The sequence below is a fragment of the Pseudomonas sp. BN414 genome (assembly GCF_029871275.1).
GTDB lineage: Bacteria > Pseudomonadota > Gammaproteobacteria > Pseudomonadales > Pseudomonadaceae > Metapseudomonas > Metapseudomonas resinovorans_C.
On record NZ_SSOL01000065.1, the window covers coordinates 146,794 to 173,496 of the forward strand.

Consider the following 26,703-nt stretch of genomic DNA (forward strand, 5'->3'; position numbering starts at 1 on the left):
CCCCCACAGGTAAAAGCAGGTCGTGCCTTAAAAGAGATTCAGCTGCTCGACCGCGCCACGCAGATCCTGCAGCCTCACCCCCACTCCGATCAGGCGCACCGGCTTGTCGCCACGGGCAAATGCCGTGCTGAGCAGTTGCCGATAGCTGTCCAGGTCTCGACGGGCGCCCGACTGTTCCAGGGTGGTCTGCGTGAAATCGTGGAATTTCAGCTTCACGAAGGGTTTATCCGGCTTGTAGCTGGCATCCAGCCGCGCCATGCGCCCCCGCAGCTCGTCGAGCAGGGCGGGTAGCTGTTCCAGGCAGGCGTCCAGATTCGGCAGATCCTGGTCGTAGGTGTTTTCCACACTGATGGACTGTCGACGGCTGTCCACCTGCACGATGCGGTCGTCCTGGCCACGGGCCAGGTTGTAGAGGCGCTCGCCGAAGCTGCCGAATTCCCGCGCCAGCGCCAGCTTGTTCCAGTCGCGCAGGTCCGCGCAGGTACGAATACCCAGGCGCGCGAGCTTCTCCGCCGTCACCTTGCCCACCCCATGCAGCTTGCTCACCGGCAACGCAGCGACGAACTCGTCCACCTGGTCCGGCGTGACTACGAACAAGCCATCCGGCTTGCGCCAGTCACTGGCGATCTTGGCGATGAACTTGTTGGGGGCGACACCGGCGGACACCGTGATGTGCAGTTCCGCTGCCACTCGCCGGCGAATTTCCTGGGCGATGCGCGTGGCGCTGCCGTTGAAATGCGGGCTGTCGGAGACATCCAGGTAAGCCTCGTCCAGGGACAGCGGCTCGATGATCTCGGTGTAGTCGCGGAAAATCTGGTGGATCTGCCGCGACACTGATTTATAGACATCCATCCGTGGCCGGACGATGTTCAGGTCCGGACACAGCTTGACCGCCGTGCGCATCGGCATGGCCGAACGTATCCCGTAGGCGCGGGCGTCGTAATTGCAGGTGGCCACGACCCCGCGCTTGTCCGGGGAGCCGCCCACTGCAAGGGGTTTACCCGCCAGTGCCGGGTCATCGCGCATTTCGATCGCGGCATAAAAGCAGTCGCAGTCAATGTGGATGATCTTTCGTTGCGGCATGGCGGGCTGGTGACGCGCAGAGGGTTCAGGTAACCGGCGATGATACAGCAGCCGGCACTCTCTCCGGCCGCTCTAGCGCAGTAGTGAGCCAGCCTTCGTGATCATCACGATTTGCTAAATATTTGAGGGAAAAAGAATTTTTCTGAGAAATCGTTTGACAGCCCTCCGCAGAACTGTAGAATTGCCGCCGCGGGATGGAGCAGTCTGGTAGCTCGTCGGGCTCATAACCCGAAGGTCGTTGGTTCAAATCCAGCTCCCGCAACCAACATTAGAAAAAGGCCACTCTTCGGAGTGGCCTTTTTCGTTTGGGTTCGAATTAAGTATTTGATTTAAAAAGCAGAAATCGTTTGACAGCCTCCCGCCGATCTGTAGAATTGCCGGCGCGGGATGGAGCAGTCTGGTAGCTCGTCGGGCTCATAACCCGAAGGTCGTTGGTTCAAATCCAGCTCCCGCAACCAACATTAGGAAAAGGCCACTCTTCGGAGTGGCCTTTTTCGTTTCCGCCTCCCCGTCCGTCCAGGCTGTTCGTCAGCCGACCGACCGGACAAGACCCGGCCTCTATACTTCAAGCGCACCCATCCACCAGATGGAGGTTGGCCATGGCCGACTACTGCGCCTCCAGCGAGGAAGTCGAATACCTCAACCGCGCCCTGCGCACGGTGAGCGGCTGCAATCGCGCCCTGTTGCGTGCCGAGGACCCCTGCTTCCTGTTCAAGGAAATCTGCCGGGTGGTGGTGGAAGAAGGCGGCTACCGCATGGCCTGGGTCGGCCGCGCCGAACATGATGAAGCGCAAACGGTAACGCCCCTGGCCCATGTCGGGCTCGACCGCGCCTATATCGATTCGCTGAACATCACCTGGTCCGACAGCGAACGCGGACACGGCACCACCGGCACCGCCATTCGCACCGGCAAACCGAACATCACACGCGATATCCTCACCGACCCCAGGCTCAGCCCATGGCGGGAAAGCGCCGTCACCCACGGCATCGCCTCGATCCTCTCCCTTCCCCTGCGGGTGGACGGCCAGATCTTCGGCGCCCTGGCCATCTGCGCCAAGGAGCCCGACGCCTTTGGCGAACGCGAACTGGAACTGCTCAGCGAAGCCGCCGATGACATGGCGTTCGGCCTTCAGGCCCTGCGTAGCAAGGCGCGCCGCCGTCAGGCCGAACTCCAGGTGGAATCCCTCAATCGCGCGCTGGCCACTCGCGTAGCGGTCAACCATGCGGTGATCCACGCCACCAGCGAAATCCCGCTGCTGGCAGACATATGCCGCGTCCTGGTGGACGAATGCGGCTACTGCCAGGCCTGGGTCGACTACCGCCAGGACGATTCGGCACATCCTTACAAGGTGATGGCCTGCCACGCGGCCAATGGCATCTGCCAGGGCTGGGGCGCCGGCAGTCATGACCGGACCTTCCACGGCGAACTGGAGCAGGCGCTGCTCGCCGGTAATCCGCTGGTAATGCGCGACCTGCTCGGCGACTCCGCCGCCGCACTGCATGAAGAAGCTGTCGAACTGGGGTTCTCCGGTGCCCTGGCACTCCCGCTGCAAGTTGAAGGAAACCTCATCGGCATGCTGGTGATCATGGCCACCAGTGCCGACGCCTTCGATGAAAAGGAAGTGGAATTGCTGCTGGCCATGGCCAACGACCTGGGTTTCGGCATCGCCACGTTGCGCACCCGGTCCCGCGCCCTGGAAGCCGAAGCGACCATTCGCAGGATGGCCTATGAAGATGCGCTGACCGGCCTGCCCAACCGGGTACGCCTGCACGAGTTGCTGGATAGCGCCATCGCCACCGCCCGCCAGGAACGCCGCCCGCTCGGCCTGCTGCACCTGGAAATCGCCCGCAACCAGGAAATCAACGAAACCCTCGGCTACCGCGAAGGCGACCGCCTGCAGATCGAGATCGCCTCCCGCCTGAAGCAGGTGGTAGGGCCGGAACGTACCGTGGCGAGGATGGGCGAGTGCGAATTCGCCGTGCTCATGCCCAACAGCGGCGCCGAGCATGCCTCACAGTTGGCCAAGCAGATTCTCACCGCGCTGTACGACCCGGTGGAGCTTTCCGGGCTCTATCTGGAAGCCCGCGCCAGCATCGGCATTGCGCTCTATCCCGGCCACGGCACGGCGCCGGAAGCGTTGATCCGCCGCTCCGGCAGCGCCATGGAGCAAGCCAAGCGTTCCAATGCGGGCTTCGCGGTGTTCCAGGGTGGACTCGACCAGGAATGCGCCCAGCACCTGACCCTGATGGGTGACCTGCGCCGCGCCATCGACCGCAACGAACTGCTGCTCTACTACCAACCCAAAGTGGATATCGCCAGCAACCGTGTTTGCGGCACCGAGGCCCTGGTGCGTTGGCGCCATCCGCAGCACGGCATGTTGCCCCCGGACGAGTTCGTCCGCCTGGCGGAGAACACCGGACTGATCACCCCGCTGACCCTCTGGGTCCTGGATACCGCCCTGGGCCAGCGTTACGCCTGGCATGAGGAGGGTGATGAACGCCCCATCTCGGTCAATCTCTCCGCCCACGACCTGCGCGACCCACGCCTGCTGGAGCGTATCCAGGGCTCTTTCGCCACCTGGGGAGCCAAACCCCATTGGATCGAGTTCGAGCTGACCGAAAGCGCACTGATGGAAGACCCGGTTGCCTCGATGCAGACCCTCAGCGCGCTCAAGGAACTGGACGCCCACCTGACCATCGATGATTTCGGCACCGGTTACTCCTCCCTTGCGTATTTACAGCGGTTGCCGGTGGATTCGCTGAAAATCGACCAGTCTTTCGTGAGCGCCATGACCAGCAACGATGGCTCGGCGAAGATCGTTCGCTCCATCATCGAACTGGCCCATAACCTGGATCTGACGGTGGTCGCCGAAGGGGTCGAAGACCAGTTGACCCTCACTCAGCTCGGCCAATACGGCTGCGATATCGCCCAGGGCTACAAGATCAGCCAGCCGATCCCCGCCGACCAATTCCGCGATTGGGAGACCCGCTCGGTCTGGCATTGACCGGCGGGCCTGGCCGCGACAAATTGCCGCTCGCCTCCTGCCGCCCCCGACTCCCCGCGACAGCCGCTCCCCTGCACTCGCCTAGACTTGGCGCTAACCCGGCCGTTCCCCGTGCTTCCGCATGGCCGTGCCGGCGAAGAAAAAAGTTCTGCCCGGCACTTGGAACTTGCCGTCGTTGCCCACACACAGTGGCGCACATTGCCTAGAGGTGCTTGATGCGCGCCAACACTCCGCCAGCGGAAAACCCGGTCAACGGCCAACTCAACGAAGAACCCGCCCCGCTACGCTGGCTGGACGGCCTCACGGCTTATCGGCAGTGGATCGTCGTTGCATTCACCTTGCTGGTCTTCGTCCTCGGCCTGCTGGCCTGCTGGCACCTGCTGCGGGAACTGGACCCCAATGCATTGCGCGCCGCCATCCATGACGTCCCTGGCAGCAGCCTGCTCCTGGCCCTGGGCGCCACCGCGGTCAGCTTCATCGCCTACGTCGGCTACGAGTGGTCCGGCTGCCGGTTCGCCGGCGTGCACCTGCCTTTGCCGCGCATGGCCCTTGGGAGCTTCTGTGCGTCGGGAATCGGCAATGCCGTCGGCCTGTCCATGCTCACCGGCGGTTCGGTGCGTTTCCGCCTCTACGGACGCAATGACCTGGGCGCCGGCGACATCGCCCGCATCACGCTGTTCGCCAGCCTGGCCCTGGGCTCGGCGCTGCCGCCGCTGGCCGCCCTGGCTGCACTGAGCGCCCCGGCCGCCGCCTCCATTGCCCTGGGCCTGCCGGAAAGTCTGGTGATCATCCTTGCACTGGGCGTATTGCTGGCCGGTGGTGGGCTCGTCTTCTGGATTTCGCGTCAGCGTGCGGCCGAGCCGCCAGTGCCCGGCTGCATCGACCTGCCCCTGGGCAACCGCAGCGTGCGACTGCCGGGCCTGCGCCTGTCGGCACTGCAACTGCTGATCACCGTGGTGGACGTCTGCGCCGCGGCCTGCGTGCTCTATGTCCTGCTGCCGGAAGCACCGCCCCTTGGCGCCTTCCTGCTGGTCTACATGCTGGCCCTGGCCGCCGGCGTGCTCAGCCATGTACCCGGCGGCGTTGGCGTATTCGAGGCCGTGTTGCTGGCGGCCTTCGCCGGCCAGCTGGGGGCCGCGCCGCTGGCGGCCGCACTGCTCCTCTACCGCCTGATCTACGTCGGCCTGCCACTGGTGCTGGCCTGCCTGTTGCTGCTCGCCAACGAAGCCCAGCGCCTGTTCCCCGCCGGCCGCCAGGCCCTGCGTGCCGCCTCCGGCCTTGCTGCACCGGTGCTGTCGCTGCTGGTGTTCCTCAGCGGCGTGGTACTCCTGTTTTCCGGCGTCACTCCAGCTGCGGATGTCCGCCTGGAGCACCTGAGTTTTCTCATTCCCCACCGTCTGATCGATGCCTCGCACCTGGTCGCCAGCTTGGTCGGCGTGCTCTGCCTGTTGCTGGCCCACGGGCTGCGTCATCGCCTGTCGGCGGCCTGGGCGCTGACCGTGGTGCTGCTGCTCGCGGGTGCCGGGATGTCCTTGCTCAAGGGCTTTGACTGGGAAGAGGCGAGCCTGCTGACCATGACGGCCGTGCTGCTGGCCATCTTCCGTGCGGCCTTCTACCGCCCCAGCCGCCTGTTGGAGATGCCCTTCTCGCCGCTCAACCTGGCGGCCAGTGCCTGCGTCCTGCTGGCGGCGATCTGGGTGATGTTCTTCGCCTTCCAGGACGTGCCCTACAGCCATGAGCTCTGGTGGCAGTTCGAGGTAGACGGCGATGCGCCCCGCGCACTGCGCGCCTCCCTGGCCAGCGGCGTCCTGCTCGCCGGTATCGCGTTGGCCTGGCTGCTACGCCCGGTGCCGCCGACCATCCACGAGCCGACTGACGACGAACTGCAGCGCGCCTCCGCGGTAATCCGCGCCTCCGATCAGCCCGACGGCGGCCTGGTGCTGACCGGCGACAAGGCGTTGCTGTTCCATGCGCAGGGCGACGCGTTCCTCATGTATGCCCGGCGCGGCCGCAGCCTGGTCGCCCTGTTCGACCCCATTGGCCCGGCCTATCGACGCGCCGAACTGATATGGCAGTTCCGCGATCTGTGCGACCACCACCATGCGCGACCGGTGTTCTACCAGGTCCGTGCGGAAAACCTGCCCTATTACATGGACATTGGTCTGTCGGCCCTGAAGCTGGGCGAGGAAGCCCGCGTCGACCTGACCCGCTTCGATCTGGACGCCAAGAACAAGGCCATGAAGGACCTGCGCTATACCCTGAGCCGTGGCCAGCGCGACGGTCTCAACCTGCAGATCTACGAAGCCGGCACCGCGCCGCTGGACCAGTTGCAGGCCATTTCCGAAGCCTGGATGCAGGGCAAGCAGGCACGGGAGAAAGGCTTCTCCCTCGGCCGCTTCGACCCGGACTACCTGAGCCACTTCCGCATCGCCACCATCCAGTTCGAGGGCAAGCCGGTGGCCTTCGCGAACCTCCTGGAAACCGAAGGCAACGTCCTTTCCAGCATCGACCTGATGCGCGTCCATCCCCACGCGCCAAAGCTGACCATGGAGTTCCTCATGCTCAGCCTGCTGCTGCACTACAAGGAGCGCGGCCATGCCCGCTTCAGCCTGGGCATGGTGCCGCTGGCCGGCCTTCAGCCGCGCCGGGGCGCGCCCCTGACCCAGCGCCTCGGCGCGCTCATTTTCCGCCGTGGCGAGCAGTTCTATAACTTCCAGGGCCTGCGCCGCTTCAAGGAAAAGTTCCAGCCCGACTGGGAGCCGCGCTACATGGCCGTGCCCGCTGGCCTCGACCCGCTGGTGGCACTGGCCGATACCGCAGCCCTGATCGCAGGCGGCTTCACCGGACTGGTAAAACGCTGAGGTGCTCATGCTCAAACGCAACTGGCGACGCCTGCTGCTGATCCTGATCCTGACCCTGGTCGGCGCAGCCCTGCTGATCTGGAGCCGCCCGGCGCCCCAGGCCCGACTGGATCACCCTAAATCGCCGGATGGCAGCGCCATGACCCTGGCCAGTCCGGCTGGCGCCGTGCAGCACCGCGTGCTGTTGTTGGCCAGCGGCGACCAACGCCTGGCAGACGCCGACCTGCTGGCGCTGGCACGCAGCGGCAATGCACGCCTGCTTCAGCTGGACCTGCCGGAAAAGGACTGCGCGGCACAGCAGCAACACCTGCAACTGGCCCGTGACACCCTCGGCGGCGAGCCTGGGCTGGTAGCCGGCATCGGCCCGGGCGCGTCCTTTGCGTGGCGCTGGCTGGCAGGGCAAGACAACGATAACGCCCAGGCCCTGTCCATCGACTTCAGCCTCGATACCCCGGACTGCCCCGCTGCCCTGCCGCAACGGGCTCCCCACGGCCACTGGCTAGCGGCGTGGAACGACAACCCGGACGACCCCAGCGCCGCATTCGCGCGCAACCAGGCCAACGCCGAAACCCTGATCAGCGACTACGACACGAGTCTCGTGCAACTGCTCCAGCAGCGCCTCGCGAGCCTTCTGCAGGGCCAGGGCGAGCCTCTGCCGGTGGTGGAAGTGCCGGCGGCCAAACCCGTCGAAACCGTCACCCTGTTCTATTCCGGGGACGGAGGCTGGCGTGACCTGGACCGCGCCGTGGCGGACGAGATGGCCAAGCGTGAGCATCCAGTGGTCGGCATCGACGCGCTGCGCTACTTCTGGCAGCACAAGAGTCCTGAACAGGGTGCCGCCGATCTCAGTCGGCTAATGAAGCAGTACCGTGAAAAGTGGGGCGCCAAGCGTTTCGTGCTGGCCGGCTACTCCTTTGGCGCCGACGTGCTGCCCGCCTTTTACAACCGACTGCCCAAGGCCGACCAGGACCAGGTGGACGCGATCCTGCTGCTGGCCCTCGCGCGTAGCGGCAGCTTCGAGATCGAAGTGCAGGGCTGGCTTGGCAAATCCGGCCAGGAAGCCGCCACCGGCCCCGAACTAACCAGACTGCCGCCCGCCAAGGTGCTATGCGTGTTCGGCAAGGAAGAAGCCAACGAAAGCGGCTGCACCCAACCGGGGGCCGTCGGGGAAAACCTGGAGCTGCCGGGGGGCCACCATTACGACGAGAACTATCCGGCATTGGCGGAGAAACTGCTGGCAGCAGTGGAGAAACGGCAGGCATCGCTGGCAAGGGATTGATCTGGGTTCAGATTCGCTTAAGACAAAGCGGCTATCCTCTCCGGCCGTTTCGATAACGAGAAAGAGGAACCGTGATGATTCTCAAGAACGCACCTGCCCGCTACGGAAGTCTGTCCATCGCCCTGCACTGGCTGATGCTGGTCCTGATCGCTGCCGTGTATGCCTGCATCGAGCTGAAGGGCAACTTCCCCAAAGGCAGCGAAACCCGCGAACTGCTCAAGCACTGGCATTTCATGCTCGGCCTGGCCGTGTTCTTCCTGGTTGGGCTGCGCCTGATCGGGCGGATGATGTCGCCAACTCCGGCCATCCAGCCCGCGCCGTCAAGCTGGCAGAACGCCCTCGCCAAGCTCATGCACCTGGCGCTCTACGCCCTGATGATCGGCGCGCCCCTGGCCGGCTGGCTGATCCTCAGCGCCGCTGGCAAGCCCATCCCCTTCTTCGGCCTGGAACTGCCCGCGCTGATCGGCCCGAACAAGGAACTGGCCGGCCAGATCAAGGAACTCCACGAACTGGCCGGCACCGCGGGTTACTGGCTCATTGGCCTGCATGCGGTGGCCGCGCTGTTCCACCACTACGTGAGCCGGGACAACACCCTGGTGCGGATGCTGCCGGGGCGCAACTGACCCCTCGTGACATCGGACGCGTTGGTTCGCCCTTGTAGGTTGGGCTGAGCGAAGCGAAGCCCAACGTAGGATGCCGACATCCGCCTCGTGGGGCGTTGCAGACCTGTAGCGCCCCCCTCAAATCTCTACCTGCGTTCCCAGCTCGATCACCCGGTTCAGCGGCAGGTTGAAGTACTTCAGGTTGCTGTTGGCGTTCTTCAGCAGGAAGGCGAACAAGGCCTCCCGCCAACGCGCCATGCCGATGCGTTTGGTGGGGATCACCGTCTCGCGGCTGAGGAAGTAGGTGGTGCTCATCGGGCTGAAATCCAGTTCATTGAGGTGGCAGAGCTTGAGCGCCGCCGGGACGTCCGGCTCCTCGATGAAACCGAAGTGCAGGATCACCCGGAAGAACCCATCGCCGTAGGCATCCACTTCGAAACGCCGATCCGTTGCCACCCGTGGCGTGTCCTCGCTGATAACCGTCAGCAACACCACCTGCTCGTGCAGTACCTGGTTATGCAGCAGGTTGTGCAACAGTGCATGGGGCACGGCGTCCGTCCGCGCGGTGAGGAATACGGCTGTGCCCTGCACCCGATGCGGCGGCTGCGAACGGATGCTGGCGATGAACAGCGGCAATGGCAGCGCGGATTCGTCCAGGCGCTCGACCACGATCTGCTTGCCACGCTTCCAGGTGGTCATCAGGACGAACAACGCGGTACCGGCAATCACCGGGAATGCGCCACCCTGGAGGATCTTTGGCACGTTGGCGGCGAAGAACAGGCTGTCGACGAAGAGAAAGCCCAGCAGCACCGGAACCGCCAGCCACCAGGGCGTTTTCCACAGCAGCAGCATTACGACCGACACCAGCAACGTCGTGATAAACATGGTGCCCGTCACCGCCACGCCGTAGGCCGAGGCCAACGCGCCGGACGATTCGAAGCCCAGCACCAGCAGCACGACGCCCACCATCAACGACCAATTCACCGCGCCGATGTAGATCTGCCCCTGCTCCTGCTGCGATGTGTGCTGCACGAACATGCGTGGGATGTAGCCCAGTTGCATGGCCTGGTGAGTCAGGGAGAAAGCGCCGGAAATCACCGCCTGGGACGCAATCACGGTGGCCATGGTAGAGAGCAGCACCATCGGCAACAGCGCCCAGCCCGGTGCCAATAGATAGAAGGGATTTCGCGCCGCGTTGGCATCAGCGAGGATCGCCGCGCCCTGGCCGAAGTAGTTCAGCACCAGCGCCGGCAGCACCAGGAAGAACCAGGCACGGGCGATGGGTTTGCGGCCAAAGTGGCCCATATCGGCGTACAGCGCCTCGGCCCCGGTCAGGGCCAGCACCACCGCCCCGAGAATCGCCACGCCCACACCCGGATGGGTAATGAAGAAATGCAGGCACCAGTACGGATTTATCGCCTTGAGCACTTCGGGCTGCTGGAGAACCCCGTAGACCCCGAGGGCACCCAGCACACTGAACCACAGCACCATGATCGGCCCGAAGAAAATCCCGATTCGCGCGGTGCCGTGTTTCTGGATCAGGAACAGCCCCACCAGCACGATCAACGACAGGGGCACCACCCAGTGGCTGATGCCGTCGAATGCCAGATCGAGACCTTCGATAGCCGAAAGCACCGAGATTGCTGGGGTGATCATGCTGTCGCCGTAGAACAGCGCCGTGCCGAACAGGCCGAGCAGCACCACCGTTAGCTTCAGCCTGGGGTAGGACTTGGCAGCGCGCTGAGCCAGGGCGGTCAACGCCATGGCGCCGCCTTCCCCGTCGTTATCGGCGCGCAACACGAACAGCATGTACTTGATCGAGACCACCCAGATGAGCGACCAGAAGATCAGCGAAAGAACCCCCAGGACCCCGTCATGGTTGACCTGGACCCCGTACTGTTCGGAAAACACTTCCTTGAGGGTGTACAGCGGGCTGGTGCCGATATCGCCGTAGACCACCCCGGCTGCGGCGACCAGCATGCCGAGGCCGGAAGCCGCGTGTCCGGTGTGCTGCTCGGCAGGTTGCGAGATGCTTCCGCTCATCTAAACCTTCCTGTTGATGACTGTTGCCGCGCATCAATTCGAGAAGCCTTCCCTGCAATGAGAAGCATCCCACTCATTCCTCACCAGCTTCCTACAGGCTAGCCGCGAAATGACAACAGATGAGGGTGGAAATGGCTGACGCCTGCCGCTAGAATTGCGCACTTTTTGATCAGAGGCGCCCTCCCGAGCGCCCATCGAGGTTAGCCGCAATGTCCACCGCTACTCCCAAAGTCGGATTCGTCAGCCTGGGTTGCCCGAAGGCCACTGTCGACTCCGAACGCATCCTCACCCAGCTGCGCATGGAAGGCTACGAGATCGTGCCGACCTACCAGGATGCCGACGTAGTCGTGGTCAACACCTGCGGTTTCATCGACAGCGCCAAGGCCGAATCCCTGGACGCCATCGGCGAAGCCATCGCCGAGAACGGCAAGGTGATCGTCACCGGTTGCATGGGCGTGTCCGAAGACTCCATCCGTGACGTGCACCCCAGCGTGCTGGCCGTGACCGGTCCGCAGCAGTACGAGCAAGTGGTCAGTGCCGTGCACGAAGTGGTCCCGCCGAAGGCCGACCACGACCCCTTCGTCGACCTGGTACCGCCGCAGGGCATCAAGCTGACCCCGCGTCATTACGCCTACCTGAAGATTTCCGAAGGCTGCAACCACAGCTGCAGCTTCTGCATCATCCCCTCCATGCGCGGCAAGTTGGTCAGCCGCCCGGTAGGCGATGTGCTGTCCGAGGCCGAGCGCCTGGTCAAGGCCGGTGTGAAGGAGCTGCTGGTGATCTCCCAGGACACCAGCGCCTACGGAGTCGACCTCAAGTACAAACTGGACTTCTGGAACGGCCAGCCGGTGAAAACCCGCATGCTGGAGCTCTGCGAAGCCCTGTCCGCCATGGGCGTGTGGGTCCGCCTGCACTACGTCTACCCGTACCCCAACGTGGACGACGTGATCCCGCTGATGGCCGAAGGCAAACTGCTGCCGTACCTGGACATCCCCTTCCAGCACGCCAGCCCGAAAGTGCTCAAGTCCATGAAGCGCCCGGCCTTCGAGGACAAGACCCTGGCGCGCATCAAGAAGTGGCGCGAGATCTGCCCGGACCTGACCATCCGTTCTACCTTCATCGTCGGCTTCCCCGGCGAGACCGAAGAAGACTTCCAGTACCTGCTGGACTGGCTGACCGAAGCCCAACTGGACCGCGTCGGCTGCTTCCAGTACTCCCCCGTGGAAGGCGCCCCGGCCAACGACCTGGGCCTGGAACCGGTGCCGGACGATGTGAAACAGGACCGCTGGGAGCGTTTCATGGCGCACCAGCAGGCCATTTCCACCGCTCGCCTGCAGCTGAAGATCGGCCGCGAAATGGACGTGCTGATCGATGAAGTCGACGACGAAGGCGCCGTGGCCCGCTCCTGGGCGGACGCACCGGAGATCGATGGCAGCGTGTTCATCGAGTCCACCAGCGTGAAGCCGGGCGACAAGGTGCGCGTGCGCATCGTCGACGCCGACGAGTACGACATGTGGGCCGAGCTGGTCTGAGTCGATAGCTGAATGGAAGAGCCCCGCTGATGCGGGGCTTTTTCTTTTGGGGCACACTCATGCGCCCTCTTGGTCGTAGGATGTGGTGGAGCGTAGCGATACCCATCACTGGAGCCTGAGCATGCTCAAGGTCTTCTACGACGGCGCCTGCCCGCGCTGTATTGCCGACCGTCGCTGGTACGATTCCCTCCCCCGCGCCGCCGCAGGCGTGGAATGGATCGACATCACCGGCCGCGACGGAGAACTGCGCGCCCTTGGCATCGATCCGTACCTCGCCCTCACCGAACTCCATGTCCAGGATGAAGCCGGCCGCATTCACCGCGAGCTGGATGCCTATATCCTCCTGCTTGCCCGTGTTCCGAGGCTGGCGCCGCTGGCCTGGATGATCGGCCTGCCGCTCATCAAACCGCTCCTGTCTCTGGCCTATCGCCGCTGGGTACTGCGCCGCCTGCGCCGGGACGGCAGGCTCTAGGGGCAAGGTCTAGACTCGCTTCATCCATGGACCACGCGGAACCAGAACAATGACTACCGAGAACCGCCAGGTAACCCTCTACCACTGCCCCTATACCCGATCCACGGGGGCGTTGACCCTGCTGGAGGAATTGGGCGTGGAGTACAACCTCCACGTGATGAATATGAAGCTCGGCGAGCAGCGCAAGCCCGAGTTCCTCGCCATCAACCCCATGGGCAAGGTGCCCACCCTCACCCACGGCGATGCGGTTGTCACTGAGCAGGTATCGGTCTACCTCTACCTCGCCGATCTCTACCCCGAAGCCAAACTGGCACCGCCGCTGGGCGATCCCCTGCGCGGACCGTACCTGCGCTGGATGGTGTTCTACGGCTCCTGTTTCGAACCGGCCGTGGTGGATCGCGTGCAGAAGCGCGAGCCAATCCCCGAATCGCGCTCGCCCTACGGCGATTTCGACAGCGTCATGAAGACCCTGCTCGGCCAGTTCAAGGAAGGTCCCTGGCTGCTTGGCGAGCGGTTCACTGCCGCCGACGTGCTCTGGGGCAGCGCGCTGAACTGGACGACCCAGTTCGGACTGATTCCGGAAGTCCCAGCGATCAAGGACTACATCGCACGCTTCATCGAACGCCCGGCCTACAAGCGCGCCCTGGCCAAGGATGCCGAGCTGGCGGCTTCCCAGGCGGCTCCGGCGTGACAATGCCGCTGCATTCCGCACCTCGATAATGCCCCCGCCCCGACTATGCCGGGGCTAGGGTATGGGCCTTTCCCGGCTCACTCGCGAGGTTCGCAATGCACACTTATTTCAGTCTTCAGGGCCGCACAGCCCTGGTCACCGGTGGTACCCGCGGCATCGGCCGAATGATCGCCCAGGGCTTTCTCGAAGCCGGCGCCCGCGTATTCATCTGCGCCCGCGACGCCGAAGCCTGTCGTGAAACTGCAGCCGAACTCTCTGTCTTCGGCCAATGCGAAGGCCTGGCTGCGGACCTATCCAGTGAAGAAGGCGCCAGGAACCTGGCCGAAGCGCTGGCGCAACGCACGGAACAGTTGGACATCCTGGTGAACAACGCCGGTACCACCTGGGGCGCGCCCCTGGAAAGTTATCCGGCGAAAGGCTGGGAGAAGGTCATGCAGCTCAACGTCACGTCGGTATTCAGTTGCATCCAGCAGTTGCTGCCGTTGCTGCGCAAGGCCGGCAGTGAAGCGAGCCCGGCACGGGTGATCAATATCGGCTCCGTGGCGGGCATTACTTCTCATGGCGAGGAAGCGTACGCCTATGGCCCGAGCAAGGCCGCGCTGCATCAGCTGTCGCGGATGCTGGCTCGGGAACTGGTGGCCGAACACATCAACGTCAACGTGATCGCCCCCGGCCGCTTCCCCAGTAAGATGACCCGCTTCATCGCCAACGACCCGGAAGCCATGGCACGCGATACCGCGCTGATCCCGATGAAGCGCTGGGGACGGGGTGAAGAGATGGCCGCACTGGCCATCAGCCTGGCCAGCACCGCGGGGGCCTACATGACCGGCGCCATCATTCCCATCGACGGTGGTTTCCACCTGTAGCCGGTCTATTGCGCGGCGCCCGGAGCGGCGCTAGGGTAGCCGCGCACTTCACCGGAATGACCCCATGCGCCTCACCCTCCTCACCCTGCTGCTGACCCTGGCCATCCCGAGCTTCGCCGCGCCGGTCCCGTTCTTCATCTGGCAAAGCAAGCTGGACGGCGCGCTGACGTGTGCCCAGACCAGCCCGGGCGAGGGTTGGCTGCGCCTGGGTGGGGCATTCCGCGACGCCGGCTGCCGCGTTCCCTACTGATATGCAGCACGTCATCTCGCCGGTCGGCTACGTCCGCTCCTGCTTCAAGGAAAAATTCGCCATCCCGCGCCAGCCGCATCTGGCTCCAGCCGCCCGCGGCGTGCTGGAACTGGTGCCGCCCTTCGACACAGGCGAAGCCGTGGCAGGTCTGGAGCAGGTCAGCCACGTCTGGCTGCTGTTTCTCTTCCACCAGGCGCTGGAAGACAAGCCGCGCCTGAAGGTGCGTCCGCCGCGCCTGGGCGGGAACCAGTCCATCGGCGTGTTCGCCAGCCGCTCCACTCACCGTCCCAACGGCATCGGTCAGTCAGTGGTGAAGCTGGAAAAGGTAGAGGCCGGCCGACTCTGGCTATCCGGCATCGACCTGCTGGACGGCACTCCAGTGATCGACATCAAACCCTATGTGCCCTACGCCGATCGCCAGGATGGGGCGCTGAATGCCATTGCCGATGCTGCGCCAGACCTGATTCCCGTGGACTGGGAACCAAGTGCCCTGCTCCAGGCCCATGAGCATGGCCAGCGCTTGGGCGAGCCCCTGGCCGAACTGGTCGAACAGTGCCTCGCGCAAGACCCGCGCCCGGCCTATCAGAAGCCCGAGCCCGAGCGCCGCTATGGCGCGCGGTTGTGGGATGTGGATGTGCGCTGGCACTACCCCGAACCGGGGCGGATTCGGGTGCTGGAGATTGCGCGGGGCTGAGTTTTCCGGGGCAGCGATTTCAATCGCGAGTAAATATCCACGATCCTGGAGCGTGGATTTGCTTTTGCTGGCGCATGATCCCTGCGCCTTGCTCATCGCCGAACCTACAAAAAAGAGCCGCTGTTCAGCGGGCCGGGTTGAGCGCCAGGGAGTCGGCTTCGATGCAATCCTGCTCGAGTATCAGCGGCTCCACCAGCGGCCGGCTGGCGAGGAAGTGCGGGGTCAGCATATGTGCCTCGAATGCGGCTTCGTCGGTATAGACCTCATAGAGCCATACCAGGTTGGGATCGCTGCGATCCTGAAGCACATCGAACACCAGGCAGCCGGGCTCATCGCGCACCGAGGCGGCGGCATTGATACGCATGGCATCCATAAATGCGTCCAGGCTACCAGGACGCAGACGGGTCTTGAGGAGAAGGCAGTACACGTTTAACTCCGTTTTGTCTTATATTTCCTGAAAATTGTATACAAAAACGGAGTCAAAGAAATGCCCAGCCGTCCAAGCCGTCTCAATGGCCTGCGCCATATCGCCATCGTCGTGTCCAATCTGGAGGAATGCGAGCGCTTCTACGTGGATGTGCTGGGCATGGAAGTCCTCAATCGCGCCAACGAGGACCTGGTCTACCTCACCTGCGGTAACGACAATCTCTCCCTCGGTCGCGCCTTTGCCCCCAGCAGCGGCGCGCAGGCAGTGGATCACTACGGCTTCGTGGTGGACAGTCTTGACGAGCTGGAGGCCTGGTACACCTACCTCAAGGCCCAGGGCGTGACCATGCTCGACCGTCCCTTCGCCCATGGCGACGGCGCCCACAGCTTCCACGTGCTGGACCCGGCCGGGAACAAGATCCAGCCGATCTACCACCCGGCGATCTCCGGGCAACGCTTCAGCTCTCCGGTCTGACTCCCTGGAAACGACAAAGCCCGCCAATTGGCGGGCTTTGTGTTGGAGCTTTCGAGGCTTACTTCTCTACGAAGGCGCGCTCGATCAGGTAGTCACCCGGCTCGCGCATACGCGCGGAGATCTTCAGGCCGAAGCTGTCGAGCACTTCGCTGGTCTCGTCGAGCATGCTCGGGCTGCCGCAGATCATCGCGCGGTCATCCTGAGGATTGATCGGCGGCAGGCCGATGTCCTCGAACAGCTTGCCGCTGCGCATCAGGTCGGTCAGACGACCCTGATTCTCGAACGGTTCGCGGGTCACGGTGGGGTAGTAGATCAGCTTGTCTTTCACGGCCTCACCGAAGAATTCGTTCTTCGGCAGGTGGTCGGTGATGAACTCGCGGTAGGCGACTTCGTTCACGTAGCGTACGCCGTGGACCAGGATGACCTTCTCGAAACGCTCGTAGGTTTCCGGGTCCTGGATCACGCTCATGAAAGGTGCGAGGCCCGTGCCAGTGCTCAGCAGGTACAGGTGCTTGCCGGGATTCAGGTCGTCGAGGACCAGGGTGCCGGTGGGCTTCTTGCTGATGATGATCTCGTCGCCTTCCTTGAGGTGCTGCAGCTGGGAGGTCAGCGGACCATCCGGCACCTTGATGCTGAAGAACTCGAGGTGCTCTTCCCAATTCGGGCTGGCGATGGAATAGGCGCGCATCAGCGGACGGCCGCTGGGCTGTTGCAGGCCGATCATGACGAACTGGCCATTCTCGAAGCGCAGGCCCGGATCGCGGGTGCACTTGAAGCTGAACAGCGTGTCGTTCCAGTGATGAACGCTGAGGATGCGCTCGGAGTTCATGTTGCTCATTTACGGGGCTCCGAAAGTTTGGGAATTCGCCAGCGCCGCACAGGTCAGGGGGCGCAATTGCGCGACATTGTAATGACCGCCACAATATCTGTTAACTGAATTATCAAGATATAGGTTATCGGTTATATAGATATGCGATTTACTCTCAGACAAATGCAGGTTTATGTCGCCGTCGCACAGCAGGAAAGCGTTTCCCGCGCTGCGGAGCAGTTGTCGCTGTCGCAATCGGCGACCAGTACTTCACTGACCGAACTGGAGCGCCAATCCGGCTGCCAGCTATTCGACCGGGCGGGCAAGCGTCTCAGTCTCAGCGCCCTCGGTCGCCAGTTGCTGCCCCAGGCCGTGGCTCTGCTGGACCAGGCGCGCGAGATCGAGGATCTGCTCAATGGCAAGACGGGCTTCGGCTCTCTTGATGTCGGCGCCACACTCACTGTGGGCAACTATCTAGCGACCCTCTTGATCGGCGCCTTCATGCAACGCCACCCGGAATGCCAAGTAAGCCTGCATGTGCAGAACACGGCGAATATCGTCCAGCAGATCGCTCTGTACGAACTTGATCTGGGTCTAATCGAAGGCGACTGCCAGCACCCGGATATCGAAGTCGTGCCCTGGGTGGAAGATGAACTGGTGGTGTTCTGTGCACCCCGGCACCCGCTGGCGGCCAAGGGCCAGGCGAGCATGGAGGAGCTGAGCCGCGAGGCCTGGATCCTTCGCGAGCGGGGTTCCGGCACACGGCTGACCTTCGACCAGGCCATGCGTCATCACCCTACTCCGCTGAACATCCGGCTGGAGCTCGAGCACACCGAGGCAATCAAGCGTGCGGTGGAGTCGGGCCTGGGCATCAGTTGCATCTCGCGCCTGGCGCTGCGCGATGCCTTCCGCCGCGGCAGCCTGGTGCCGCTGGAAACCCCGGACATCGATTTGCGTCGGCAGTTCTACTTCATCTGGCACCGGCAGAAATTCCAGACGGCAGCCATGCGCGAGTTTCTCGAACAGTGCCGGGAGCTGACCGCAGGCGTTAACCGCAGCGACGAGATCGTGCTACCGCCGATTGCCTGAGGATTAGCCGAGGAGAATGGTGGCCCAGACCGCCGTGATCAGGGTCAGTGCGGTGAACTGCGCTGCACTGCCCATGTCCTTGGCATTCTTCGACAGCGGATGGCGTTCGAGGGAAATGCGGTCGATGGCCGCCTCTACCGCCGAGTTCAGCAGTTCTACGATCAACGCCAGGAGGCAGGCGCCGATCATCAGTGCGCGTTCGCCACGACTGACATCAAGGAAGAACGACAGCGGAATCAGCACCACATTGAGCAGCACCAATTGGCGGAAGGCGGCTTCGCCGGTGAAGGCGGCACGCAGGCCGTCGAACGAATAGCCTGCGGCATTGAAGATGCGTTTGAGGCCGGTCTGGCCTTTGAATGGCGACATAGAAGAAGGGGCTTTTGAAAGGAGCGCGCAGCCTAACGCAACGCGCTTCAAATTTGCGTGAAATGCCCGGGCTCAGGCCGACGGAATCGATTCCATCTGTTGCAGCAGCAGCGCGGCCTGGGTGCGGGTACGAACGTTGAGCTTGCGGAAGATGGCCGTTACGTGAGCCTTCACGGTGGCTTCGGAGACATGCAGCTCGAACGCGATCTGCTTGTTCAGCAGCCCTTCGCAGACCATCGTCAGTACGCGGAACTGCTGGGGCGTCAGGCTGGCGAGTCCTTCGCTGGCGGCCTTGGCTTCGTCGGACAGGGCCTGGGCTTCCTGCAGCTGCGGCGGCCACCAGGTGTCGCCATCGAGTACCGCGCGCACCGCGCTCTGGATCACTTCCAGCGGGCTGGATTTGGGAATGAAACCACTTGCGCCGAACTCGCGGGAGCGTGCGACGACCGCCGCTTCTTCCTGTGCGGAGATCATCACGACGGGAATCTGCGGGTACTGGCCACGCAGCAGCACCAGTCCGGAGAAGCCGTAGGCGCCAGGCATGTTCAGATCGAGCAGGACCAGATCCCAGTCGGCACGCTCAGCCAGCCGGCTCTCGAGTTCGGCGATGCTCGCCGCTTCCACCAGTCGCACCTCAGGCCCGAGGCCCAGGGTCAGGGCTTGCTGCAGGGCGCTGCGGAACAGCGGGTGGTCATCGGCGATGAGAATTTCGTATGAGGCCATGGGCATGTCCTTTTTGTAATGGGCCCAGACACGCCTCTCTGGGGTGTGGAGAGGCATTTCGGCACAACGGGATACGCTGACCAGGACCCGAAGCTTGATACGGGCAGGCCGTAAAGCGGCGCCCAGAATGCCGAGCCGGGACGGGGTGGTCAAGTCGAACGCTTTGCGGCAAAGTTCTCGGCTTTTCCCGTCGAGAAACACCATGCGAAGCCAAGCGTTGCGCGCCGATATCCTGATGCTGATCACTGCCGCCATCTGGGGCGCAGCTTTCGTCGCCCAACGCCTGGGCATGGATGCGATCGGCCCCTTCCTCTATACCGGCCTGCGCTTCGCCCTTGGCGCACTGATTCTCTTGCCCTTGCTGCTGATACTGCCCAAGCCGGCGGTCAAGCAACCGCTCAATCGCGGCATGCTGCTCGGCGGACTGTTGATGGGTCTGGCGCTATCGCTCGGAATCAACCTGCAGCAGGTGGGCCTGCTCTTCACCAGCGTCACCAACTCCGGATTCATCACCGGCCTCTACGTCATCATCGTGCCGCTGCTGGGACTCTTCCTCGGCCATCGGACCGGCATGGGAACCTGGTTGGGGGCCAGCCTGGCGGTCATCGGCATGTTCCTGCTCAGCGTCGGTGAGGGGTTCCACGTGGCATCCGGTGACTGGCTGCAACTGGCGGGGGCCTGCGTCTGGGGTGTGCATGTGCTGCTGGTCGGTTTCTTCGCCAGCCGCTACGACCCGATCCGCCTTTCCATCCTGCAGTTCGCCGTGTGCGCGGTGGTCAGCCTGGTGCTGGCTGTCGTGTTCGAAGAAATCCGGTTCGACGCCATCCTCCAGGCCGGACCGGCCATCCTCTATGGCGGCGTCATCGCCGTCGCCATCGGCTACACCCTGCAGGTGGTTGCGCAGCGCCACGCCATCGCTTCTCACGCCGCCATCATCCTGTCCCTGGAAGCGGTGTTCGCCGCCATCGCAGGCGCCCTGCTGCTGGATGAATCCCTGCACACGCGCGGTTACTTCGGCTGTGCCCTGATGTTCACCGGCATGCTGGTGGCTCAGCTCTGGCCACAGAAACGCGAAGCCGAGACGACTCCGGCCAAGGCCGAAGCCTGATCAGAGAAAGACGCTGAGCGCCAGGTGCGCCGGGCTTGCCTCGTCCAGGGGCAGCTTGTGCTTGGCGCCCAGGTAACGCTCGGTGAACACATCCAGATAGGCGTTCAGCGCGCCCCCGGCCTGCTCATCACCCGCCAGCTCCAGGCACAGCGCGCCGACTTCGGCGGTGCATAGGTGCTCTTCGTTCTTCCTGCGGCGCAACTGATAGCGGGAAATCTGCTCCGGCGTCAGGCTGAGCACCGGAAAGCGGTCCAGATAAGGGCTCTTGCGGAACATTTTGCGCGCTTCGGTCCAGGTGGCATCGAGCAGGATGAACAGAGGCCTCTTGCCCTCCGCCACTTCGACGCTGTCCACCACGCGATCAGGCGCCGCGTACTCACCGGGGAACACCAGATAAGGCTGCCACTGCGGGTCTTCCAGCAAGCCGAGCAACGCCTCGTCCACCTCGGTACGCGACCAGCCGAACGCCCAGGTGTCAGGCACGAGGTCAGCGATCAGCCAGCCGGTGTTGCTCGGCTTCATCGGCTCGGAGTAGTACATCATCAGGCACACACCGGAACGCACTGGGACCTTGGGACGCCATGCGCAGAAGCAATATTCGAAGGCAACCCTGCATCCTGGGCAGCGCGGCGAACGCGACCCACGGGCCACGAAGGGACGGGTGCTGCGCGCAAGGCAATCGGCGCGCAGGCGGAAAACGGCGTGACTCATCGAAGCAGATTCCAGTACAGCAGCTGATCGACCCGCATACCGGAAGGCGGCCTGCGCGTCAGAATGGTCGGAAAGGATCGAACGATTCTACCAGAGGCGCCGTGGCGCGACCGGCTGCGACAGATTTTCCACGCGACAAGCCCTGCCTGCGAACGCACAATTGCCGCGCTGGTCAAACAGCTACTTTTCGTTAGGAGATTTCCATGCTGCGCCTCACCGCCCTCGCCCTCTGCGCGACCCTGCCCTTGTTCGCCCAGGCCGCCTCTCTGAAGGACTTCGAGCTCAGCAAGATGCTCGAGCAAGTGGCCAAGGAGAGCAGCGCCGGCACGCCCCGCGCAATCAACGAGGACATTCTCGACCAGGGCTACACGGTGGATGGCAATGAACTGGTGAACCACCTCAGCGTACGCGAGGGCCATGCCGCTCAGATGCGCGCAAACCCTGATGCTGTACGCGCGCAACTGGCCGCCAGCGTTTGCCGCAATACCGGTTACCGTCAATTGCTGGCACGCGGCGCTGGCCTGCGTTACGAGTTCAGTGAGTACAAGACCAATCGCCCGGTTACTTCCGAGCGTTTCACCGCCAAGGACTGCGGTCTCAAGGCGAAGACCAACTGATCGCTTGCGCGGCGCTCCCAGCTTCGGGAGCGCCTCCTCCTTGCTCTTCCCTGACGCGCTACGCAATGCTCCGGACTTTTTGCCGCTGTACATTCAGGCGGCTGGCTGGAAAAGATCCGCTCCCTGCCGCAAGCTGTAGTTGAGCGGCTCGCCTGGGTCGCCCGGATTCCGGACATAGCCAGCGGAGCTGCTCAGAGATGTTGATGAGCAAGGAGAATGCTATGCCCTATGATCCGGACGATTATCTCTCCCGGCACTTCCAGACCAGTGGAATCGATCTGACCCAGAAGGTCGATGAGCTGATCAACCTTACCGTTCCCAGCGGCAGTCCCAACCTCGCGCTCTACCGCGAAATGCTGATTACCGTCGTGCGCATGGCACAGGCTGACCGTAACCGTTGGGATGCCAAGATCATGCTGCAGACCCTGCGCGAGATGGAGCACGCCTTCAGCGTACTGGAGCAGTTCAAGCGGCGGCGTAAAGTCACCGTGTTCGGTTCCGCGCGGACCCCTGAGGGTCATCCGGTCTACAACCTCGCCCGCCAGTTGGGTGCTGAACTGGCCAAGCGCGACCTGATGGTCATCACTGGCGCCGGCGGCGGCATCATGGCCGCAGCCCATGAAGGTGCGGGACTTGAAAACAGCCTCGGGCTGAATATCACCCTCCCCTTCGAACAGCACGCCAACACAACGGTCGACGGCACCGAGCACTTGCTGTCGTTCCACTTCTTCTTCGTACGCAAGCTGTTCTTCGTCAAGGAAGCCGATGCGCTGGTGCTGTGCCCGGGTGGCTTCGGCACGCTGGATGAAGCACTGGAAGTGCTGACCCTGATCCAGACCGGCAAGAGCCCGGTCGTCCCGGTGGTGTTGCTGGACGAACCGGATGGCAGCTATTGGGAGGACGCCATCGGATTCCTCCACGAGCAACTTGAACGCAACCGCTACATCCTCCCCAGCGACATGAACCTGATGCGTCTGGTGCGCAATGCGGACGAAGCCGCAGCCGAAATCGCACAGTTCTACCGCAACTACCATTCCAGTCGCTGGCTGAAGAACAGCTTTGTGATCCGCATGAATCATCCGCTCAGCGGAAGGGCCCTCGACCAGATTCAGGAGCAGTTCGCCGACCTGTGTCTGGAAGGCGATTTCAGCCAACAGGCCTATCTGGAGTCGGAGAAGGATGAGCCGGAGTTCAGTGAGCTCATTCGCCTGGCATTTCGCTTCAATGGCCGTGACCACGGCCGCCTGCGCGAGCTGATCGACTTCATCAACCTGCCGCAACACTGGGCCAGCAACGTCTGATCCAGCGAGCGTAATCAATCCTGTCCAGCAACCAGCCATGCGCAGTCGCGCATGGCTCAAGGCTGCGTTCAGAAAAATCAGTCGTCGGAACCACCACGCAGGAGACGGCTGATCATCTCCATCGAATAGCCACGGTAGGCGAGAAAACGGCCTTGCTGGGCACGCTCACGAGCGTCCTGCGGCTGCCGATTGAACTTGCGGCGCCAGACTTCGCGAAGCTGCTCGCCCCAGTCGACATCGGCTTCCCGCAAGGCCTGGTCGATATCACTGCGGGGAAGACCACGCTGGGCCAATTCTTCGCGGATGCGTTGCGGCCCATAACCACCGCGGGCGCGGCTGGCAATGAAACTTTCGAGATAGCGGGATTCGGAGAGCAGGCCCTCTTCCGTCAAACGGTCGAGGGCACAGTCGATCAACTCGGGAGGGGCGCCGCGCTGACGCAGCTTGCGCGTCAGCTCGACTCGCCCGTGTTCGCGCTGCGCCAGCAGGTCCATGGCGGCCCGTCGCACTGCGGCGGGGCTGTCGAGCACAACGGGCATGGGAGGATCAGAGGTCTACGTCGGCCAGATCGTCAGCAGTAGCTGCCGACTTGTTGTTGGCAGAGGAGTCGACCAGCAGCCGCTCGCGGATGATCTTCTCGATGGCGCTGCCAACTTCCGGGTTGTCTTCCAGGTACTTGGCGGCGTTCGCCTTGCCCTGGCCGATCTTGTTGCCCTGGTAGCTGTACCAGGCACCGGATTTCTCCACCAGGCCTTGTTGCACACCCAGGTCGATGATCTCGCCGGTACGGTAGATACCCTTGCCGTACATGATCTGGAATTCGGCTTGGCGGAAGGGCGGGGCCACCTTGTTCTTCACTACCTTCACGCGGGTTTCGCTGCCCACAACTTCCTCGCCCTCTTTCACCGCGCCGGTACGGCGGATGTCGAGACGTACGGAAGCGTAGAACTTCAGGGCGTTACCGCCGGTGGTGGTTTCCGGGTTGCCGAACATCACACCGATCTTCATACGGATCTGGTTGATGAAGATGACCAGGCAGTTGGCGTTCTTGATGTTGCCGGTGATCTTGCGCAGGGCCTGGGACATCAGGCGTGCTTGCAGACCGACGTGGGAATCACCCATCTCGCCTTCGATTTCGGCCTTGGGTACCAGGGCGGCCACGGAGTCGACGATGATCACGTCAACGGCGTTGGAGCGCACCAGCATGTCGGTGATTTCCAGGGCCTGTTCACCGGTATCCGGCTGGGAAACCAGCAGGTCATCGACATTCACACCGAGCTTGCCGGCGTAGTCCGGATCCAGGGCATGTTCGGCGTCGACGAAGGCGCAGGTAGCGCCCATTTTCTGGGCTTCAGCGATGACGGAGAGGGTCAGGGTGGTTTTACCGGAGGATTCCGGACCGTAGATTTCTACGATACGGCCCTTCGGCAGACCGCCAATACCAAGCGCGATGTCCAGGCCCAGGGAACCGGTGGAAATAGCCGGAATGGCCTGGCGGTCATGGTCGCCCATGCGCATGACCGCGCCCTTGCCGAACTGTTTCTCGATCTGGCCCAGGGCAGCAGCCAAGGCGCGCTTCTTGTTCTCGTCCATTGAAGTCCTCACTAAAATCAAGAGGGCCTGGCGGCCACCAACAACTGTATAAGTAGACAGTATTATTCCATAGGGCAAGTCGCTCGCCTACCCCTGAACGGCTTTTTCTCCTGCAGCTAGTCGGATCAGCCCCCTGAGCGCTTCCGCAACGGTTTGTCGGCGTACGGCCAGGCGATCGCCCGGAAAATGGCGGCGTACAGCCTCGACGTCATTTCCATCGCCCCACGCCAGCCACACCGTACCGACCGGTTTTTCCGGCGAGCCCCCATCCGGCCCGGCCACGCCGCTGACCGCCACGGCAAAGCGTGCCCCGCTGCGCTGCTGGGCGCCATGCACCATGGCCTCGACCACCTCCTGACTCACAGCGCCCACCTGCGGGAACAACGTCGCCGACACTGCCAATTGCTCGGTCTTCTGCGCATTCGAATAAGTGACATAGCCCGCCTCGAACCAGGCCGAGCTACCCGGAATGCGAGTAATGGCTTCGGCGATACCACCTCCGGTGCAGGATTCCGCGGTGCTTACCGATTCGCCACGCGCCTTCAGTTCCTCACCCAGCCTGCCAGCCAGGGAAGTCAGCTCTTCATCGGTAACAGACATGTGCACTCCGGGGTTAAAGCGGGCCAACGGGATACCGTACACTAGCGCCTTTTGCACGCAAGGCCAGCCAATGAGTCAGAGCGATCTCAGCGAACACACACCCATTGTGTGGCAGTAGATCGCTATGGAGCACGGCAGCTTAGAGCCACCGAGCATTCCAGGCATTTTCAAACGATGCAGTCGGGATAGTTCTTGGCATTGAATGGCATGGTTTGGCGATCAACTTGCCCCATTTTTGCCCCATGCGCGCCGGCCGGCCTCACGCTTCGATTCACTCCCGCCAGCACTGCCCTGTTTCCGACGCTGGCCGTCAGAGCCTATCGTGCCTGCGACTTACCAAAAGTAATTTTGGCGGGTATATCAGGGAGTTACGCGCATATTGAGCTGACTTCCCTCCCCGCAAAAATCCCCCACAGTCCCCGCCTGTGGTACAGAAAGTGGTACAGAAAAAGCCCGGTCTTCGCCGGGCTTTTTTATGTCTGCCTTTGCCCTGCTCGGCCGGTCACGACAGGCAGAGACGGAAGTTCTATAAAAAATGGCTTACCGGCACAGGATGAGCCACCTAACCAGTCATTCATCCAGGTTATACCGTCTGCACTCGCATGCCCTGCGTGCGTCAGACTGCGCGTAGAACTCCAGCTCCGGTTAACGGGGAAATTGGCGCCCGCCTTGGGGCGACTTCTGTCGATTGCGATCGGCAGAGACCAGCAGGAATCAAACCAAAGCCGCCGTTGTTAGGCAGGTGCTGCCTCCTGCTAGCGACCAATCCTTTCCTGCTCTTCCCTCAGCAGACGGATTGCCGCAGCGTGTTTAGGATTCCTAAATTCTCTGGTGTGCCACAAGCAGTATTGGCGCCCCTTAAACTCCCGCTCTGCATGCCCCTTACAGCCTGGATACTCACATGGAGACACTTTTTGATCCTGCCCTGGTGCGTTCACTTCCGACGATTCGCCAGTGGTGCCCCCGCTTTCTAACAGAATGTCACCAGCGGCTACGTCTCTAATGTGCCTAATAGCTTCCAGAACTGTTAAGCGAAACCATTCCTTACCTTCTTGGTTTTGAGCGAGACGCTGGTGGAGAGTCCGCTCAAGATCGCGAGGTTCGCGGACCAGCACATCATAGAGAACGACGTAGGGATGCGGCGTGCCTGTGTGATTGAGCTCCTTTGCACGAAGCACGGGATCCTTGAGTGAATATCCGATCTTAATCAGACCCGGCATCGCCGGATTGGTGATCACATAAACCCAGCCGCGGGCCATATCCTGCACTCCGAACAAATGAAGCCGCTTACTAAATCGCCCCTGATTTTATACACGTGACCCCTGCCGCTAATGGCCGTCCCCTGTCCGATTCGACAGGAGGCAAAGGGCAATAAGCTGCTGGCGAACGTCCGCTTCTTGCACACGATTGCTGCCGCTCGGGAGCGGCAGCTTCGGGCCTGCTCCATCAAGCTACGACGTTTGGGGATCAAAAAAACTGTCTCCATCCCCGTCGTAGTCATAGTA

26 protein-coding genes and 2 tRNA genes are annotated in these 26,703 nt (G+C 62.8%); 17 read left to right on the forward strand and 11 right to left on the reverse strand.

The window, feature by feature from the left end; all coding sequences use genetic code 11:
* Positions 1-27 precede the first annotated feature (27 nt).
* Positions 28-1,083 carry a DNA polymerase IV gene (gene dinB, locus E8E95_RS13740; protein WP_280350970.1) on the reverse strand — a complete coding sequence of 352 codons (1,056 nt, stop codon included), beginning with the start codon at positions 1,081-1,083 and terminating at the stop codon, positions 28-30.
* Positions 1,084-1,271: 188 nt separating this feature from the next.
* Here dinB and E8E95_RS13745 point away from each other — a divergent pair.
* From E8E95_RS13745 to E8E95_RS13770, 6 genes are all read left to right on the forward strand, one after another.
* Positions 1,272-1,348 (forward strand) — tRNA-Met (locus E8E95_RS13745).
* Positions 1,349-1,464: 116 nt separating this feature from the next.
* A tRNA-Met gene (locus E8E95_RS13750) sits at positions 1,465-1,541 on the forward strand.
* A gap of 141 nt (positions 1,542-1,682) precedes the next feature.
* Positions 1,683-4,088: a GGDEF domain-containing protein gene (locus E8E95_RS13755; RefSeq protein WP_280350972.1), complete on the forward strand. Its 2,406-nt coding sequence runs from the start codon at positions 1,683-1,685 to the stop codon at positions 4,086-4,088.
* A gap of 215 nt (positions 4,089-4,303) precedes the next feature.
* A complete protein-coding gene (gene mprF / locus E8E95_RS13760) occupies positions 4,304-6,949 on the forward strand; it encodes a bifunctional lysylphosphatidylglycerol flippase/synthetase MprF (RefSeq protein WP_280350974.1) in 2,646 nt (881 codons plus the stop codon).
* A 7-nt stretch (positions 6,950-6,956) separates the two neighbouring features.
* Positions 6,957-8,228 (forward strand): AcvB/VirJ family lysyl-phosphatidylglycerol hydrolase, encoded by a 1,272-nt coding sequence (locus tag E8E95_RS13765; RefSeq protein ID WP_280350975.1) that lies wholly within the window; start codon positions 6,957-6,959, stop codon positions 8,226-8,228.
* A gap of 74 nt (positions 8,229-8,302) precedes the next feature.
* The gene (locus E8E95_RS13770; protein ID WP_280350977.1) at positions 8,303-8,851 is read left to right on the forward strand and encodes a cytochrome b; all 549 of its coding nucleotides are present in this window, start codon (positions 8,303-8,305) and stop codon (positions 8,849-8,851) included.
* 117 nt (positions 8,852-8,968) lie between these two features.
* On the opposite strand, the gene E8E95_RS13775 is transcribed toward E8E95_RS13770, so the two are convergent.
* On the reverse strand, positions 8,969-10,873 hold the full coding sequence (locus E8E95_RS13775) for a potassium transporter Kup (RefSeq protein ID WP_280350979.1): 1,905 nt from the start codon (positions 10,871-10,873) through the stop codon (positions 8,969-8,971).
* A 209-nt stretch (positions 10,874-11,082) separates the two neighbouring features.
* On the opposite strand from E8E95_RS13775, the gene rimO reads away from it, so the two are divergent.
* From rimO to tsaA, 6 genes are all read left to right on the forward strand, one after another.
* The gene (gene rimO, locus E8E95_RS13780) at positions 11,083-12,405 is read left to right on the forward strand and encodes a 30S ribosomal protein S12 methylthiotransferase RimO (protein WP_280350981.1); all 1,323 of its coding nucleotides are present in this window, start codon (positions 11,083-11,085) and stop codon (positions 12,403-12,405) included.
* 121 nt (positions 12,406-12,526) lie between these two features.
* Entirely contained in the window at positions 12,527-12,877 is a 351-nt protein-coding gene (locus E8E95_RS13785; protein WP_280350983.1) for a DUF393 domain-containing protein, read from the forward strand.
* 49 nt (positions 12,878-12,926) lie between these two features.
* Positions 12,927-13,568, forward strand: a complete 642-nt coding sequence (locus E8E95_RS13790; RefSeq protein WP_077527719.1) for a glutathione S-transferase family protein — start codon at positions 12,927-12,929, stop codon at positions 13,566-13,568.
* 95 nt (positions 13,569-13,663) lie between these two features.
* Entirely contained in the window at positions 13,664-14,434 is a 771-nt protein-coding gene (locus E8E95_RS13795) for an SDR family oxidoreductase (protein ID WP_280350986.1), read from the forward strand.
* A 64-nt stretch (positions 14,435-14,498) separates the two neighbouring features.
* Complete coding sequence (locus tag E8E95_RS13800) at positions 14,499-14,684, forward strand: hypothetical protein (RefSeq protein ID WP_077527717.1); 186 nt, start codon at positions 14,499-14,501, stop codon at positions 14,682-14,684.
* 1 nt (position 14,685) lies between these two features.
* Entirely contained in the window at positions 14,686-15,378 is a 693-nt protein-coding gene (tsaA, locus tag E8E95_RS13805; protein WP_280350989.1) for a tRNA (N6-threonylcarbamoyladenosine(37)-N6)-methyltransferase TrmO, read from the forward strand.
* 124 nt (positions 15,379-15,502) lie between these two features.
* Here the strand turns inward: tsaA and E8E95_RS13810 are convergent, their stop codons facing one another.
* Positions 15,503-15,805 (reverse strand): putative quinol monooxygenase, encoded by a 303-nt coding sequence (locus tag E8E95_RS13810; RefSeq protein WP_077527715.1) that lies wholly within the window; start codon positions 15,803-15,805, stop codon positions 15,503-15,505.
* Positions 15,806-15,865: 60 nt separating this feature from the next.
* On the opposite strand from E8E95_RS13810, the gene E8E95_RS13815 reads away from it, so the two are divergent.
* Positions 15,866-16,279: a VOC family protein gene (locus E8E95_RS13815; protein ID WP_280350992.1), complete on the forward strand. Its 414-nt coding sequence runs from the start codon at positions 15,866-15,868 to the stop codon at positions 16,277-16,279.
* A 58-nt stretch (positions 16,280-16,337) separates the two neighbouring features.
* On the opposite strand, the gene fpr is transcribed toward E8E95_RS13815, so the two are convergent.
* Positions 16,338-17,117: a ferredoxin-NADP reductase gene (gene fpr, locus E8E95_RS13820; protein ID WP_077527713.1), complete on the reverse strand. Its 780-nt coding sequence runs from the start codon at positions 17,115-17,117 to the stop codon at positions 16,338-16,340.
* A 132-nt stretch (positions 17,118-17,249) separates the two neighbouring features.
* Here fpr and E8E95_RS13825 point away from each other — a divergent pair, with 132 nt between their 5' ends.
* A complete protein-coding gene (locus E8E95_RS13825; RefSeq protein WP_077527712.1) occupies positions 17,250-18,176 on the forward strand; it encodes a LysR family transcriptional regulator in 927 nt (308 codons plus the stop codon).
* Between the two features lie 3 nt (positions 18,177-18,179).
* On the opposite strand, the gene E8E95_RS13830 is transcribed toward E8E95_RS13825, so the two are convergent.
* Both E8E95_RS13830 and erdR read right to left on the reverse strand, forming a co-directional pair.
* Complete coding sequence (locus tag E8E95_RS13830) at positions 18,180-18,545, reverse strand: diacylglycerol kinase (RefSeq protein WP_179060259.1); 366 nt, start codon at positions 18,543-18,545, stop codon at positions 18,180-18,182.
* A gap of 72 nt (positions 18,546-18,617) precedes the next feature.
* Entirely contained in the window at positions 18,618-19,268 is a 651-nt protein-coding gene (gene erdR / locus E8E95_RS13835; RefSeq protein WP_280350995.1) for a response regulator transcription factor ErdR, read from the reverse strand.
* A gap of 202 nt (positions 19,269-19,470) precedes the next feature.
* Here erdR and E8E95_RS13840 point away from each other — a divergent pair, with 202 nt between their 5' ends.
* A complete protein-coding gene (locus E8E95_RS13840; RefSeq protein WP_280350997.1) occupies positions 19,471-20,376 on the forward strand; it encodes a DMT family transporter in 906 nt (301 codons plus the stop codon).
* Here the strand turns inward: E8E95_RS13840 and E8E95_RS13845 are convergent, their stop codons facing one another.
* Entirely contained in the window at positions 20,377-21,087 is a 711-nt protein-coding gene (locus E8E95_RS13845; protein WP_280350999.1) for a tRNA-uridine aminocarboxypropyltransferase, read from the reverse strand.
* A gap of 203 nt (positions 21,088-21,290) precedes the next feature.
* On the opposite strand from E8E95_RS13845, the gene E8E95_RS13850 reads away from it, so the two are divergent.
* The gene (locus E8E95_RS13850; RefSeq protein WP_280351001.1) at positions 21,291-21,704 is read left to right on the forward strand and encodes a quorum-sensing-regulated virulence factor family protein; all 414 of its coding nucleotides are present in this window, start codon (positions 21,291-21,293) and stop codon (positions 21,702-21,704) included.
* Positions 21,705-21,925: 221 nt separating this feature from the next.
* Complete coding sequence (locus E8E95_RS13855) at positions 21,926-23,005, forward strand: LOG family protein (RefSeq protein ID WP_179060264.1); 1,080 nt, start codon at positions 21,926-21,928, stop codon at positions 23,003-23,005.
* A gap of 77 nt (positions 23,006-23,082) precedes the next feature.
* Here the strand turns inward: E8E95_RS13855 and recX are convergent, their stop codons facing one another.
* The 4 genes from recX to E8E95_RS13875 all read right to left on the reverse strand — a co-directional run bounded on the left by recX (position 23,083) and on the right by E8E95_RS13875 (position 26,457).
* Positions 23,083-23,544 carry a recombination regulator RecX gene (gene recX, locus E8E95_RS13860; protein WP_280351004.1) on the reverse strand — a complete coding sequence of 154 codons (462 nt, stop codon included), beginning with the start codon at positions 23,542-23,544 and terminating at the stop codon, positions 23,083-23,085.
* 7 nt (positions 23,545-23,551) lie between these two features.
* Positions 23,552-24,598, reverse strand: a complete 1,047-nt coding sequence (gene recA, locus E8E95_RS13865) for a recombinase RecA (RefSeq protein WP_077527704.1) — start codon at positions 24,596-24,598, stop codon at positions 23,552-23,554.
* An 87-nt stretch (positions 24,599-24,685) separates the two neighbouring features.
* Positions 24,686-25,198 (reverse strand): CinA family protein, encoded by a 513-nt coding sequence (locus tag E8E95_RS13870; protein ID WP_280351007.1) that lies wholly within the window; start codon positions 25,196-25,198, stop codon positions 24,686-24,688.
* Positions 25,199-25,953: 755 nt separating this feature from the next.
* Complete coding sequence (locus E8E95_RS13875) at positions 25,954-26,457, reverse strand: GIY-YIG nuclease family protein (RefSeq protein WP_280351010.1); 504 nt, start codon at positions 26,455-26,457, stop codon at positions 25,954-25,956.
* Positions 26,458-26,703 lie beyond the last annotated feature (246 nt).